Origin of the sequence: Octadecabacter algicola (assembly GCF_021532625.1) — a bacterium.
Lineage (GTDB): Bacteria > Pseudomonadota > Alphaproteobacteria > Rhodobacterales > Rhodobacteraceae > Octadecabacter > Octadecabacter algicola.
Genome location: NZ_JAKGAR010000002.1, coordinates 229193 through 244387 on the forward strand (window position 1 = coordinate 229193; position 15195 = coordinate 244387).

General features: G+C 56.7%; 13 protein-coding genes. 8 read left to right on the forward strand and 5 right to left on the reverse strand.

What is annotated here, in order from left to right; translation table 11 throughout:
• Positions 1–3: 3 nt before the first annotated feature.
• The 3 genes from L0666_RS07980 to L0666_RS07990 all read right to left on the reverse strand — a co-directional run bounded on the left by L0666_RS07980 (position 4) and on the right by L0666_RS07990 (position 4244).
• Positions 4–2322 carry an aldehyde dehydrogenase family protein gene (locus L0666_RS07980; RefSeq protein ID WP_235260090.1) on the reverse strand — a complete coding sequence of 773 codons (2319 nt, stop codon included), beginning with the start codon at positions 2320–2322 and terminating at the stop codon, positions 4–6.
• 5 nt (positions 2323–2327) lie between these two features.
• The gene (gene deoC / locus L0666_RS07985; protein ID WP_235260093.1) at positions 2328–3314 is read right to left on the reverse strand and encodes a deoxyribose-phosphate aldolase; all 987 of its coding nucleotides are present in this window, start codon (positions 3312–3314) and stop codon (positions 2328–2330) included.
• 81 nt (positions 3315–3395) lie between these two features.
• Entirely contained in the window at positions 3396–4244 is an 849-nt protein-coding gene (locus L0666_RS07990; protein ID WP_235260096.1) for a helix-turn-helix domain-containing protein, read from the reverse strand.
• Between the two features lie 100 nt (positions 4245–4344).
• On the opposite strand from L0666_RS07990, the gene rpe reads away from it, so the two are divergent.
• The 4 genes from rpe (at position 4345) to L0666_RS08005 (ending at position 6865) form a co-directional block, all read left to right on the forward strand.
• Positions 4345–5034, forward strand: a complete 690-nt coding sequence (gene rpe / locus L0666_RS07995) for a ribulose-phosphate 3-epimerase (RefSeq protein WP_235260103.1) — start codon at positions 4345–4347, stop codon at positions 5032–5034.
• An 87-nt stretch (positions 5035–5121) separates the two neighbouring features.
• Positions 5122–5250, forward strand: a complete 129-nt coding sequence (locus L0666_RS17265; protein ID WP_272492162.1) for a hypothetical protein — start codon at positions 5122–5124, stop codon at positions 5248–5250.
• On the forward strand, positions 5247–5939 hold the full coding sequence (locus tag L0666_RS08000; protein WP_235260105.1) for a response regulator transcription factor: 693 nt from the start codon (positions 5247–5249) through the stop codon (positions 5937–5939). The genes L0666_RS17265 and L0666_RS08000 overlap by 4 nt, the downstream gene beginning before the upstream one ends.
• A complete protein-coding gene (locus L0666_RS08005; protein WP_235260107.1) occupies positions 5936–6865 on the forward strand; it encodes a HAMP domain-containing sensor histidine kinase in 930 nt (309 codons plus the stop codon). Before L0666_RS08000 ends, L0666_RS08005 begins: the two co-directional genes overlap by 4 nt.
• Here the strand turns inward: L0666_RS08005 and L0666_RS08010 are convergent.
• Both L0666_RS08010 and L0666_RS08015 read right to left on the reverse strand, forming a co-directional pair.
• On the reverse strand, positions 6862–7824 hold the full coding sequence (locus L0666_RS08010; RefSeq protein ID WP_235260109.1) for an NAD-dependent epimerase/dehydratase family protein: 963 nt from the start codon (positions 7822–7824) through the stop codon (positions 6862–6864). The genes L0666_RS08005 and L0666_RS08010 overlap by 4 nt on opposite strands.
• A gap of 62 nt (positions 7825–7886) precedes the next feature.
• A complete protein-coding gene (locus L0666_RS08015; protein ID WP_235260117.1) occupies positions 7887–9407 on the reverse strand; it encodes a trimethylamine methyltransferase family protein in 1521 nt (506 codons plus the stop codon).
• A 79-nt stretch (positions 9408–9486) separates the two neighbouring features.
• Here L0666_RS08015 and L0666_RS08020 point away from each other — a divergent pair, with 79 nt between their 5' ends.
• The 4 genes from L0666_RS08020 (at position 9487) to L0666_RS08035 (ending at position 15141) form a co-directional block, all read left to right on the forward strand.
• Positions 9487–10437: a LysR family transcriptional regulator gene (locus L0666_RS08020; RefSeq protein ID WP_235260120.1), complete on the forward strand. Its 951-nt coding sequence runs from the start codon at positions 9487–9489 to the stop codon at positions 10435–10437.
• A 90-nt stretch (positions 10438–10527) separates the two neighbouring features.
• Positions 10528–12963, forward strand: a complete 2436-nt coding sequence (locus L0666_RS08025) for a GcvT family protein (protein ID WP_235260121.1) — start codon at positions 10528–10530, stop codon at positions 12961–12963.
• Positions 12964–12997: 34 nt separating this feature from the next.
• On the forward strand, positions 12998–14185 hold the full coding sequence (gene kynU / locus L0666_RS08030; RefSeq protein WP_235260125.1) for a kynureninase: 1188 nt from the start codon (positions 12998–13000) through the stop codon (positions 14183–14185).
• 32 nt (positions 14186–14217) lie between these two features.
• Entirely contained in the window at positions 14218–15141 is a 924-nt protein-coding gene (locus L0666_RS08035; protein WP_235260132.1) for a dienelactone hydrolase family protein, read from the forward strand.
• Positions 15142–15195: the final 54 nt, after the last annotated feature.

The following is a 15195-nucleotide window of genomic DNA, read 5'->3' on the forward strand; positions in this document are numbered from 1 at the left end:
GCTTCACTCGCCGTAGGGAATCCAGATCGTCTTGATCTCGGTGGATTGTGCGCGCCAAATGGTACTTGGCCAGCTGCGTGCAGTTCCGTTGTTAACCCATGTACGCTTCAGGTTTTGGGCTGACTTAGCCTCGATGATTTCAGACGTGTCGGAGGTTGAGAAGGACCAGACCGCGTCGATGTTGGCATGTGCTGCCATGTGCGGTGCTAGTTCTGTATGATCCCCTGTCAGGATGTTTACGACGCCTGCGGGCACGTCGGACGTGTCCAGAACTTGATAGAAATCCGTGGCCGCAAGTGGGAACGCTTGTGAGGCGACAGCTGTGACGCGGTTGCCCATGGCGAGTGCTGGTGCCAGCGGTTCGATCAGCCCCATGAGGGGGCGGGTGTCGTCTGTCAGAACAGCGATGTTGCCAACGGGTTCGTTCATCGCCAATGCGACGCCACGGATGGGAACACCCTTTGCAGCGCCATCATGTTTGTCTGCCCAAGCGGCCCATGTGAACAGGTGATCAATCGCGTCAGAGACTTCTTTCGCGCCGTTTTTGGTTCCGGTGAGATGGTTAATCCGATCGGCAAATTCATCCGCACGAGCGGAGAGGTTTTCACCGATGTAATACAGGATTTGTGCCCGTAGGTGACCGGTGGTTTTTGACCAGCCCTTTGCGGCGGCCATGGCCTCAACAGCGTTGCGCAGGTCTTTGCGGTTGGCGATGCTGGCGTGACCCAGAAGCTTGCCGGACTTGTTGAAGACGGGTTGCGAATAGCCGCCGTCAGGGCGGGCTTGTTTGCCGCCAACATAAAGTTTGGCCGTGCGATCCAGCGGGTCCGCAGGGGTGCCGTCATCCGATGTGAACGCAATGGGCGCTTTAACGTCAGAGGATTTCCCGCGAGGTTTGGTGTAGCCAAGCAGGCCTTCCCAACCGCCTTCGCGACCGAAGCCGCTTTCACGCACACCGCCGAAGCCAGCAGCTGCATCCATTAGATTTGTTGCGTTGACCCAGACGATGCCGGACACCAATTTAGGCGCGATATCCAGAGCGAGGTTCACGTTTTCGGTCCAGACCGAAGCCGCCAGTCCGTAGCGGGTGTTGTTGGCGATTTCCACGGCTTCCGCTGGGGTGCGGAAGGTGCAGGCAACCAGCACCGGGCCGAATATTTCTTCTTGCATCAGCGTGTCAGCTGGCGCGAGGCCCGTGATCAGTGTTGGCGGATAGAAACAGCCTTCGGGAGCCTTGCACTGGTGCATTTCACCCGAGGTGTTGGCGTCGACCATGGCTTTGATCTGGTCGAGCTGCACAGTGTCAGCGATGGCGCCCATATCGATGCATTTATCCAGGCCGTCACCAATACGCAGCCCATCCATACGGGCGCGAAGTTTGGCGTAAAAACGATCGGAGATGCCTTCTTGCACCAAAAGCCGCGATCCAGCGCAGCAGACCTGACCTTGATTGAACCAGATCGCATCAACGAGGCCTTCGACCGCGGAATCAATATCAGCATCGTCAAAGACGATGTAGGGGGATTTGCCGCCCAGCTCCAAAGACAGCGTTTTTCCCGATCCGGCGGTTTGTTCACGAATAATGCGGCCTACTGCGGTGGAGCCCGTGAAGGCGATCTTATCGACGTCGGACGCGACCAAAGCAGCGCCTGTGTCGCCGTCACCTGTGACGATGTTGATCACACCCGGGGGCACGCCGGCGGCGGTGCAGATTTCGCAGAACACCATGGCGGACAAGGACGTATATTCGGCTGGTTTGAGAACGACCGTGTTGCCCATCGCAAGCGCAGGGGCGATTTTCCAAGCGAGCATCAACAGCGGGAAATTCCACGGGATAATCTGTCCGCAAACACCAAGAGGTTCGGCGTTTGGCATTTCTTCATCCATCAATTGGGCAAAACCCGCGTGGTGGTAGAAGTGGCGGATCGCCAGCGGTACATCAATATCGCGGCTTTCGCGGATCGGTTTGCCGTTATCTAACGTTTCCATCACGGCCAGAAGGCGCGCGTTCTTCTGCATTAGGCGTGCGATGGCATATAGGACGCGGGCGCGGGCCTTGCCGTCTTTGGCCCATTTTGGTTGCGCTTTGCGCGCGGCAGCGACGGCCTTGGTGACCTCATCGGCGGTGCCATTGGTGACACCTGCAAGGCGTTCGCCCGTCGCTGGGTTGGTGGAGGCGAAGTCATCGCGCAAAGGGCCCCATTGCCCGTTGATAAAGTGACCCGCGATGCCGCCACGATCTGCCAGCCAAGACAGTGCTTCGGAGGCGTCTTCAAGGGCAGGGCCGTAGTCCATGGAGTCGAAAATGTCTTTGACGGTCATTGTCATTATCCAATCGCGTGACGCCAGCCAGCGGAATAGCCGCCTGTGACGTGGTGTTCGAGTTGCCGTTCGATGTCGCCCAAAAGCGATGAGGCGCCAAAGCGGAACAGGTCCGGTTGCAGCCATCGATCGCCGAGTTCGTCTTTGATCAACGCCAGATAGACCAGCGCATCTTTGGCTTTGCTGATCCCGCCTGCCGGTTTGTAACCGACACGTAGGCCAGTGCGGTCGTAGTAGTCACGGATCGCGCGGACCATCGTAAGGGTGACAGGCAAGGTTGCGTTAACGCTTTCCTTACCGGTGCTGGTCTTGATGAAATCGGCGCCAGCCATCATGCACACCACAGAGGCGCGCGCGACGTTGCGCAGACTGCCCAGTTCTCCCGTCGCAAGGATCGCCTTGACGTGGGCATTGCCACAGGCGGCCCGCATTTCCGACATTTCATCGTAAAGCGCCTGCCAGTTGCCTTGCAGCACGTGACGGCGGGTGATGACGATATCGATTTCTTCGGCCCCCGCTTTCACGCTTTCGCCGATTTCGGCGATGCGCAGCGGAAACGGCGAGAGGCCAGCAGGGAAACCAGTTGATACGGCTGCAACGGGAATGCCTGAACCGCGCAAGGCGTCCACGGCCGTTTCGACCATATCATGGTAAACGCAAATGGCGCCTGTGGTCAGGCCTTCCATTCCCAGCGCCTGCAGGAGCTCGGGGCGAACGGGTTGGCGGGCCTTGGCGCAAAGTCGGCGTACACGGCCCTCTGTGTCATCGCCGGACAAGGTGGTCAGGTCGATCAGGCTGATTGCCTTACACAGCCATGCTGCTTGGTAGTCTTTCTTGACTGAGCGGCGCCCAGGCAACGTTGCAGCGCGACGTTCGATCGCCGAGGTATTGGCCTGAACGGCCTTCACCCATGAGATATCTAGCGGAATCCCATCATTGCGGGGTTCCTGAACTTGCGGAAGATGGTTGGTTGTTTTGTCTGTGGTCAGCATCGTGCGCACCGTGTTGTGAGTGCGGAGAGTGTCACGCAGCCCAAACGAAGGCAAGCGGCGACGCGACGTTGTTTGTGTCCATTAGGTGCGAGGTTGGATCAACTCGCGTTGGCGGGTGCGACGATAGCGTTGCGGGGTTTCGCCGTGAGTTGCCAAAAAGAGTTTATGGAAATGGGACAAGTTCGGCAGCCCGCAGTCCGTTGCGATTTCCGCAAGACTGTCGGACGTCCCTGTCAGTTGCCGTGCTGCGTGATCCATTCGAATACCATTGATGTAATCGATAGGGGTTTGCCCCATAAAGCGGCGCATTGTTCGGGAAACATGCGGATGGGCGCGTCCCGTTTTAGCAACAAATCCTGCGGCGCCTTCGCGAAATACCGTTGGTGTATGTGCTGCGGCACAGGCGGACAGCAGCCAAGAGGGGGCGTCGGGCGCGATGCCTTCCGGTGCGCGATCCAACCCGACGAGCAGGGGCAATAAGAACGCTTCGAGATAGAGTTTGCGTCGGGGTGCGCGTTCCAGCTGTAGGGCGTCATGGTTCAACGCCGCCAGTTGGCGCATGTCGCGATGGGAAAGCACGGGTTCGGTGCCGCCGCCCCAGAAACCAACGCCGACCAGATCTTCGTGGCGATTGCCAAGTGCGTTGATAATCCCGGGGCGAATAGCAAGTGAGACAACGATAGGTGCTTCGCCGCGGCCTTGAATGCCATGGGGTTGATCAGGCGCAATAAAAACCAAGTCACCCTCTTTGAGGTCTTTCTTGCCCTGACCCGAATGCAATCGCACGGTGCCGTTTTGAACCCAAAGAAGTTCATGAAAGTCTTGTGTGTGCAGGTTGGATGGGCGTTTTGTGTCCAGCTCTGAACGACTCAATACAAAAGCGTCGTCGTCGGCGAATGTGTCACTCGCGGATATGGTGATTTGGTCCATGGCATCAAAATAGCATATTGAGCGCCGGCGTCTATGCGGCAACTTGGCAAGAGGCCGAGCACAGGCTAGGACGGGGCAAATCGCATCAGGAGTCTGCCCCATGTCCTTTGACCGTTCCATCAAGATTGCCCCGTCTATTTTGTCCGCTGATTTCGCCAACCTTGGCGCGGAAATTCAAGCGGTCGAAGCGCAAGGCGCGGATTGGATTCACGTTGATCCGATGGACGGACATTTCGTGCCGAACCTGACAATCGGGCCAAACGTCGTCGCCGCGATCCGCCCACATGTGAAAACGTTTATGGATGTGCATTTGATGATTTCACCCGCTGACCCCTATATCGGGGCGTTTGCGAAGGCTGGTAGCGATATGATTACGGTACACGCCGAAGCTGGGCCGCATTTGCACCGTTCTTTGCAGTCTGTTCGCGCAGAAGGCGCAATGGCAGGCGTTGCGTTGAACATGACGACGCCTTTGTCTCACGTTGAAGATATTCTTGATGATATCGACATGATCTTGGTGATGACGATCAATCCGGGATTCGGCGGTCAGAAGTTCACCCATGCGATGGTTGATAAGGTCGCGCGGTGTCGTTCGATGATTGGCGATCGCCCGATCCACATCCAAGTTGATGGTGGGATTGACCCAACAACCGCGCCATTGGTTGCCAAAGCGGGTGCGGATGCATTGGTGGCGGGGTCTGCGGTGTTCCGTGGCGGGTCTGTTGATCAGCCCGAGGTTTATGGAGCCAACATCAAAGCCATCCGTGACGCTGCAAACGCGGCACTATAGGCCTGCACAAAAACTGCACAAACCGGCGAACCCGTCTGCACAAACCTTTCGCATAAGGGGTAAAACTCGCATGCGAAGGACAGTGCAATGACAACGTTAACCAAGGCCGTACCCTCTAAATTGCAGCTGGACGGATGGTGGCTGGACCACGAAATGCGGCCATTCCCCAAACAGATCGTTGCCGCTAAGCTGGCGTCAAAAGGGGCGCGCGCATGAGTGGCACGATACTAATTGTTGATGATGATGCGGACATCCGTGATGTTGTTCGGATTGCGCTAAGCCAAGCTGGATTCCAAACACAAGAAGCCGGCGACGGGCGCGCTGCCTTGGCGGCCATTGCCGCGGCAAAGCCTGACTTGGTGGTTCTGGACATTGGTCTGCCCGAAATGGATGGGCTCGAAGTCTGCCGCACCGTTCGGGTGACGTCAGATGTGCCGATCCTATTTTTGACGGCGCAGGACGATGAAATTGACCGTATCGTGGGGCTTGAAATGGGGGCGGATGATTACCTGTCCAAGCCGTTCTCCCCTCGTGAATTGGTTGCACGGGTCAAAGCGATTTTGCGCCGTGGTGGAACCGTGGTTGAGGACCAGCCGTTGCGTCACGGGATTATCGAGGTGGACCCCAACCGCCATTTGACACGCGTGCGCGGCGCGGCTGTCGCGTTGACCGCGCGTGAGATGGACTTGCTTGTGAAACTGATCGCGCGGCCAGATCAAGTGTTTGCACGGCCTGCTTTGGTTGATGCGATTTATGGCACCAATGTTCATGTGAGTGACCGTACAATGGACAGCCATCTGCGCAACCTTCGGGCCAAATTGAGTGCTGCGGGATGCGCTGATGCCGTCGAAACCATGCATGGCATCGGTATTCGCATGGGGCCATGTAAGGGCGCGGTCGCATGATGCGGATCAGACGTAAATGGCGGCCTCCGTTATGGATGGTCGTCGGGATTACGTTGGCCGTCGTTTTATGTTTGCCGATCATCGGTATTTTCTTCGTACGTTATATGTGGCCCGTTCTTGGGTATCGTGAAGCCGTTTATGTGGCCGGATTTGGCGTTTTGGCCGCGACGTTTGTCGTAGGCTGGGGGCTATGGCGTATTTTGCTGCGGCCCGTTCAAGCGATGCGCACGCGGGTGACTGCGTTGCGGGCGGGGGATGACAATGCGTTAGACCCTTTGGATCATTACGGAACAGCAGACATGCAGGCGCTTGGGCAGTCGTTTCTCGATATGGGACGGGCGCTGCGTAGCAGAGAGGCGGTTTTACGCAGTTACGCGGACCATGTGACCCATGAGCTTAAATCACCACTGACGGTGGTGCGCGGCGCGGCGGAGCTTTTGGCGATGCCGGATTTGCCCGATGCCGAGCGCGCTCGATTGCTGGGCCGGATCGAAGCCTCAGCGGATCGGATGACGGCGCTGCTGGATGCACAGCGATCCCTTGCGCAGGCACAAGAACCCGCCGCACGAGGTTCGGTGCGGTTGTCTGATGTCGCGAAAGGCGTTGAGGTGTTGCAAGATGGCACAGTGCCGTTGAGCGAGGACGCCTTGCAACTTGTGATGGACCATTTGGTGGGCAACGCAAAGGCACATGGGGCCACGAAGATCACAGCTTCTTTTGACGGTAGTCTGACGGTTCAAGACAATGGTTCTGGCGTGTCGATCGGGAACCAAGATCGAATATTCGAGCCGTTTTTCACCACGCGGCGTGAGTCCGGCGGTACTGGGATGGGGCTGTCGATTGTGCGCCGCATCCTTGAGGCGCATGAGGCCGAAATCACCCTGACGCCAAGCGAACAGGGCGCGCGGTTTGTCATAACCTTTTAGGGGTTCATGCCCTTTTTCGTTAGGAATGACGGAAGTTTCTTGCCGTCTGCGGCAGGTGCTGCAGGTGCTGCAGGTTCTGGGGTGGGATCAGGTGTTTCTGTCACATCCGGTGTCGAGACAGCGTTCGTCATCGCCTGAATTCCGGCGAGGCCGCTTTCGCCCAATGGTACGGTGGCAAATGGTCCACCAATCAGCAAATGGGCAGGGTCGGTTCGGTCGACGTCGACACCGGCCGGTATCAGGCTTTCTGCCCAGTTTTCCGCGTTGTCTTTGGGGCGGTAGCCCAAGAACGTTGATTTCGCGTTGTTAACTGGTGCGCGGTCATTGTTGGAGATGCCATAAACCACAGCAAAGCCAGTGGCCTGCGTGGTGATGGAACGTTCCACTAAATGACGCAGATCGTCAAAGCTAAGCCACGTGCGCAGCGCCCGAGCGTTCTGGGGAACTTTGGTGCAAGAGAAAATCCGCAAATGCACAGATTCCATGCCGCGTTTGGACCAATAAAGCTTGCCGAGGTCTTCGGTGAAACATTTCGCGAGGCCATAGAATGTGTCTGGCGCGTGATCGGCATCCGTGTCGATGCCTGCCGAGTTTTCCAGCATGCCAACCGCGTGTACGGATGACGCATAGATGACCCGTTTGACGCCGTGGCGATAACCGGCTTCCCAGACATTATAGGATGACAGGTAATTCGGCCCAAGGAGTTCCTCAAAGGGGCGTTCATCAACGATTGAAGCAAAGTGCACGGCGATGTCCGCCCCCTCCATCAGGGGCAGAACCTCGTCGAAGTTGGAGCAATCGGCCTGAACAAATGTTTCGTTCTCCAGCAAGTCTGCAGGAGCCGCTGCGATGTCCACTGAAAGCAGTTCATCCGCGAGAGAAGCGAGCGTGCCGCGCAGCTCCATTCCCAATGTGCCAGAGGCGCCGGTCAGAACAATTTTCTTGAAGAGTTTGGCCATATCAGCGCCTTTCATGTTGTGTTGCTACGGTCTGATTTTGGCAAGGCGACGTCAAGGGGGCGTTAGCCGAGAATATTGAAGGCCGCGCGGATTTCCGCGTCTTGTTCGGGGGTTAAGTAGGCGGGGTTATGCTCGGTCAGGATTTGAGTGGTGCGTTGTTTAGCGCGGTCCCATGCCGTTTGTGCGCCATCGTCCGCCCAAGTCTTGGGTTGTTCGCGATCTGCCAGTTTCGGGTAGTGATAGTCGCGTTCCATTGCTTGGTAGGTGTGATCGGCACCAAGGAAGTGGCCATCCCCAAGGATTGCGGCACAAATCGCTTCATAACCAAGGTTATCTTCGGTGACTTCGACGCCGCGCAAGGTGCGATAGGTCATTGCGTGCATTTCATCATCTAGCACGAAACCCTCAAAGGATGCGCCAAGTAGGGAGGCTGTCATACCGGAGCTTTCATAAATCAGGTTACCACCAGCCAGCGCGGCGGCGAGGCTCGTCATACCTTTTTCGGCGCCATATTGTGCGTCGATCGCTTTGGCGTCGGTCATTGAGGCTGCAACACCAGACGGCAGGCCAAGCCAATTGGACAGTTGCGCAGAGGCGGCATTGAGGAGGGTGGTTTCCCCGCCGCCGCCTGCGAAGGCCCCGCTGCGCAGGTCAATCACCAACGGCCAGTTGGAGAAGATCATCGGAAAACCGGGCGAGATGACGTTGACCATCACAAGGCTGGCGAGGGTTTCCGCAAGTGACATCGCGAGAAAGCCCGCCATTGTAGCAGGGGCGGTTGCGCCTGCCTGTGCGGCGGTTATGCAGGACATCGGGATGTTGTGTTCAATGCACTTGTAGACGACATCCACGGCGTCTTCGCCAAATCGCATGGGGCTGATCACGGGGCTGATGTGGGTTTTGACAAAAGGGCGTTTGGCGAACTCACCTTCCCCACCTGCTGCAATGTCGAAAATGTGCACAATTGGGTCAACGTGGTCTGCAATGGTGAACGCCGTGGCAACTGGCTTGGTCGTGCCGCGCATCAGAGCGTAAGCGGTGTTCACGTCTAGATCGAACATGTCTGGCACGTCCGTTGCGATGCAGCAGCGTGTGAACCAAGCGACGTTATCAAGCGCGTCTTGTAGGCGAGTAAAGTCGTGAAGGTCTTGCAGGGTTGAAGGGCGGTAAAGGCCCGTTTCTCGATCCAGCGTGTTGACGGCTGCGCCTCCGGTGCCAAAGAAGACCTTGTCGCCGCCGACTTCGATGGTTCGGTTCGGATCGCGCCCGTGAAGGGGAAAGGTTTTCGCGGCCTTGTCGATAATGTCTTCGACTAAGGCTCGGGGCAGGCCGATACGACCCTCGCCGAGGTCGATGCAGCCTGCGCCCATCAAGTCATCCCACAACCGCTTGGGCACTTCGCCCATGCCGAGGTCAGACAGCAGCCGCAGGGCCGTGTCATAAATAGCTTTGCAATCTTGTTCATTTAGTGGGCGATATTGCCCGCCAATCTGACCAGGCGCTGCCGGATTGATGGGAACTGGTACGGCGCGTTTGGCGTGGCGCGCGGCGCGGCCGCCTGATCGGGTAGGGCGTTTTGTCATGTGCATAGCGTCACCTTCTGGATGCATTGGTGCAAGCGCCATGGACAAGCTGCGGTAAAACCGAAAGGATGATTTGGTTATGGACAATCAAGAGCCACCTTTCACGTTTCGCGCCGCTCAGGTGTTTGTTGCCGCCGTTGAGGCAGGATCCGTCACGCGGGCTGCGCATCGGTTGGGGATTAGCCCGTCTACGGTGTCCCAACAGTTGGCGAGCCTTGAGGCGGCGCTGGGCGCACGTCTTTTGGAACGTACTGCGCGACAGTTCCGGTTGACCAAATCGGGCGAGTTGTTCCTAGACCCTGCACGCCAGTTGTTGGATGATGTGACAGCAGCAAAAGCGCGGCTGGTCATGGCGGATCAGAGCCCCCCTATGGCGATCCGCATTGCATCGCTCGAAGAATTGGATGCCACAGTGATGGCACCGTGGATGCTTAAGCTGACTGAGCGGTTTCCAAATATCACCTTCACGTTGAGTGGTGGGGCGAGCCATGAAAATCACGAGGCGCTAAGTACACGATCCGTGGACTTGATGCTGGCGGTCGATACGGTCGGTAAGGTCGACTGGGTCGACCAGTTCCCGATTTTACGGGACCCGTTTATTCTCGTGACAGCGCCAAATGTGACCGCCGATGAGGTCGCATCGCGTCCGTTTGTGCGCTACGCGAGTGATTTGCAGATCGGGCGCCAAATCGAAGCACAGTTACGCCGTAGCGGGATGCAACCCGCACGCGGGTTCGAGTTTTCTACCAATCAGGCATTATTTGCGATGACGGCTGAGTTGAGCGGCTGGGCGATCACCACGGCGTTGGCCTACTTTGGCACACCATTAGCTGGCGATTTGGTTACGGCGCACGCGCTTCCTGTGCCGTCATTTTCGCGGCGCTTGGCCTTACAGGCGCGCAGTGGTGCTTTGGGCGACCTTCCTGCGCGCATGGCGGAAGATATTCGATCTAGTTTGCAGGACAGGATTGTCGAAGGGTCGGCATCGCGACTGCCCTTTTTAAGTGACGGGTTTCAGATGCTTCGGTAAATCGAAATTATAGATTTAGGCTGAGTTGGGTGGATTGATCGAAACCGATGTTTCTGGTCCCATCACCCAGTCATATAGGAGACTCACCCCATGAAAACGACGACCAGAGCTGTTGTAATCGGTGGCGGCATTGCGGGCTGTTCCACGTTGTATCACCTGACCCAAGAAGGCTGGAGCGATGTTGTTTTGGTGGAACGTGATGAACTTACGAGCGGAACGACGTGGCATTCGGCCGCGCAGGTGACGAACTTTGGCGGTAACCAAACGATGGTGGGTCTCAAGACGCATTCGATCAACCTGTACAAAGAGCTGCGCGATGATGCCGATTATCCGGTCCAATATAACCACGGTGATGGCGGCATTCGCCTTGCCAACACCGAAGAGCAGATGGACGGATATCGTCACTTTTCATCCATGGCACGCGGCATGGGAGTTGATTTTGAAGTTATCGATGCTGAGGAATGCGCACGTCGTCATCCGTTGATTTCCACCGACAACTTGTTGGGCGGCCTTTGGGACCCAAGCGATGGCGATATTGACCCAGCGTCCTTGTGTCAGGCGCTAGCGCGTCGTGCCCGAAAGGCAGGCGCAGAAGTTTACCGTCAGACCAACGTGACCGGACTGACCCAACACAAAGACGACACGTGGACTGTGCACACCAACAAAGGTGATATCGATTGCGAGGTCGTGGTGAATGCTTGTGGCTATCGCGTAAACGAAGTCGGCGAGATGATGGGCGTGCATCACCCCGTTGCCTCAATGGAACACCAATATTTTGTAACAGATGAAATTCCGGGGATCGTTGAAGCGGGCCACCGGATGCCGCTGCTGCGTTGCCCGATTTCCGACTATTATTGTCGTCAGGAAAAGAACGGGCTTCTGCTTGGGTTCTACGAACAGGATTGTAAGACGTGGGGCATGGATGGCATCTCGCCCGACTTTTCCAACGATCTGTGCCCTGACGATCTGGACCGAGTGACCGACGTGCTTGAGGGCGCGTTTGAGCGGATGCCAGCGCTGATGGAAGTGGGCATCAAGAACATCGTTAACGGGCCGATTACTTACACGATTGACGGCGCACCGTTGGTTGGCCCAATCCCGAACAAGCGCAATGCGTTCTGCATTATCGGCCTGCGTGCAGGTCTGGGCGAGGGTGGCGGCCACGGCTGGATGTTGGCGCAACAAATTGTTCATGGTGAGGCCTGCTATGACACCTGGTGCATCGATCCGCGTCGTTTTACGGGTCATACCAATGTCGAATTGACTTCTCTGAAAGCGATTGAGGATTACCAGAACGAATTCCGCTTCCATTTCCCGAACGAGCACCGCCCTGTTGGCCGCGATGCAAAGACAACGCCGATCACTCCGGTTTTGGCGGCAGAAGGCGCCGAGTTTACAATCGTGAATGGTTGGGAACGGGTCGAATTCATGAAGCCGACCCCTGATTTCCACGTTACCCACACGTTCAAGTTTGATGAAAGTTTTGACATTGTCGGCGAAGAAGTCGCTGCCGTTCAAAACGCTGTCGGCATCTGTGAGGTCAACGGGTTCAACCGTTTCGAAATTACAGGTGAAGATCGTCACACGTTCATCGACCGTATGTTCTGCGGCAATATGACGAAGAAAGACGGTCGCGTTGGCCTGGGATACATGTTGAATGACCATGGCATGATTAAAGGCGAGGCGACGATTGCAAACCTTCCAGCCACGGATCGCGGCCCTCAGCGGGCTTGGTTCGGGTCTGCTGCGGCGGCTGAATATCACGATATGGATTGGCTGCAGACACACCTGCGCGACGATGAAGATGTGCAGATCAAGTCACTGACGAATGACCAGACGATTTTGGTCATTGCAGGGCCGAAGGCGCGTGATGTGTTGTCGGCTGTGTCACGTCTAGACTGGTCTAGTTCGGCATTCCCATGGCTAAGCGCACGTGAGTGTTTCATCGGTTATGCACCTGCGACAGTGCTGGGCGTGAGCTTTTCTGGTGAGTTGGCCTATGAAATCCACATTCCTAACGCGCATCTTTACAACGCGTACAAAACGCTGCGCAAAGCAGGCGAGGCGTTTGGGATGGAGATGTTCGGGGCAAAGGCCGTGGATTCCATGCGGATGGAAAAAGGGTTCCTGCATTGGAAGGCCGACATTTTGACTGAATTCGACCCGTTTGAAACAGGACTGGATCGGTTCGTGAAGATGGAAAAAGAGGATTTTGTTGGCAAGGCGGCGTTGGAGAAACGCGTCGCAGCGGGCAAAACCGTCGAGCTCGTAACTATGGAATTGGACACCAAAGAGGCCGCGGCTCATGGCGGGTCGTCTGTGATGGTCGGCGGCGATGTCATTGGCACGGTGACGTCTGGTGACTGGGGGTATCGCACGGGTAAGAACCTTGCTTATGCGTTCGTGAAGCCCGAGTACTCCGCCACGGGCACCACGTTTGAGGTGGATGTTCTGGGCAAACGTGTGCCAGCAACGATTATCCCTATGGGGCCATACGATCCGGACTACTCGCTGATGCGTGGTTAGGTTAGCGTGGGGCAAGCCGACTAAGGATTGCCCCATGACACTGCCCCGCAAAGACCTGTTTCACCTGCCTGACGGCATGATCTACCTTGATGGTAACTCGTTAGGGCCATTGCCGAAATCGGTGGATGGCGCGTTGAGTGCCATGGTCACGGACCAGTGGGGGCAGCACCTTATCAAAGGTTGGAATGTTGACGACTGGATGGGCCAACCGATGCGGGTTGGTAATCTGGTCGGCAGGCTTATCGGCGCACCAGAAGGCAGTGTGACGATGGGCGACACCCTGTCGGTAAAGGTCTATCAAGCGCTCTCTGCGGCGGTGCAGATGCGTCCAGACCGTAAGGTGATCCTGTCTGATAGCGGCAACTTTCCGTCCGATTTGTACATGGCACAGGGGTTGATTGCGCAGCTAGGGCAGGGGCATGAACTGCGCATCGTTGCGCCCGAAGAGGTTGCGGATGCCATCACCGAAGACGTCGCCGCTGTGATGATCACCCACGTAGATTACCGCACAGGCCGAATGCACGACATGGACGCCATCACGTCCAAGGCGCAGGACGCAGGGGCTGTGATGATTTGGGATTTGGCACATTCAGCGGGGGCTGTTCCAGTTGATTTGGCCGCTTGCGGCTGCGAATTTGCGGTTGGTTGCACGTATAAATACCTCAACGGGGGACCGGGTGCGCCTGCGTTCATTTATGTCCATCCTGACGTCATCGGCGATATCCAACCGGCATTGTCTGGCTGGCTTGGCCATGATGCGCCGTTCGCGTTTGATCTGGATTACCGCCCCGCCACGGGGATTGAACGGATGCGCGTTGGTACGCCGCCTGTCTTGCAACTTACCGCGCTTGAGGCTGCAATGACCGCATGGGACGGCGTGGATATGGCGGAAGTTCGCGCGGCGTCGATCCGTTTGACGGATTTGTTCATCGAATTGGTCGAGGCGCGTTGCCCAGAGCTGACCCTGCATTCGCCCCGTGATGGCGACAATAGGGGCAGCCAAGTATCGTTCGAACACGAGAATGGATACCCAGTTATGCAGGCGTTAATTGCACGGGATGTTATAGGTGACTTTCGTGCACCTAACCTTATCCGGTTCGGGTTTACACCGCTTTATATCGACGAGACCGATGTGCGCGGGGCGGTCGATATTTTGGGCGACGTTTTGGACAACCGGCTTTGGGATGACCCTGTGTATCATGCCAAAGGCCGTGTGACATGACACCCAACGCGGACTAGAATTGGCGGACACAGATGAATCGGCGGGACGATCAAAAAGATCTGCGTGAAAGGCTCTTTCAGCTCCTTGGGGTGCAAGAAGAGGGTGTGTTTTTTGCTGCCGTTCAAAGCCATGGAGTGACGGACTGCCATGGGTGGTGCCTTGAGGATATTCTCTTCCAAGCGGCAAACGAGGAGGAAATCCCCGCTTATTTTCTGCGTCCACCGACAGGTCATGCAAAAGTACCAGCGCTGATTTACGCCCACGCGCATGGCAACAATTATGCGGTCGGGCGCGACGAACTTATTGATGGTCGTGCCGCCCTTCAGGGTCCCTATGCCGCTGACTTGGTCGCGCAAAGGATCGCTGTGCTTTGTATCGAGATGCCGTGCTTTGGCGCACGGCAGCGGCCGAGCGAAAGTGCACGATCCAAAGCACTGGCATGGTATGGCAAAACGCTATTCGGGCAGATGTTGAGCGAACAACGGGCAGGTATAGATTTTCTGTCGCAGCATGCGGCGGTCGATGCGGATAGAATCGGAGTATTGGGATTTTCCATGGGCAGCACCCTCGCGTGGTGGTTGGCAGCGCTTGATCCACGCATCCGTGCGGCATCGGCGCTGTGTTCGTTTGCCGATCTTGAGACTTTGGTTGGGTCGGGCGCGCATGATGGTCACGGACATTATATGACCGTTCCGGGCTTGCTGACTGTTGCGCGCAGTGGTCAGATTGCCGGGCTTACTGCGCCGCGGGCGCTGCAAGTTGGGGTTGGGCTTTTGGATTGGTCAACGCCAGAAGAGGCCTTTGAAATAGGTCGTTCGGACCTTGCGGCTGCGTATGCCGCCGCTGACGCGAAAGAGAAATTATCGGTTCTTGTTGACCCTGAATCGGGACATGTCGAAACATCGAAATTGCGCGCCGCCGTTCTGGATTTTTTGCAGCGCGAACTGCTGGATTGACCTGTTCGGCAGGCGGTTGAACACGCGATTTAAAATAATATCGATATTCGTTTG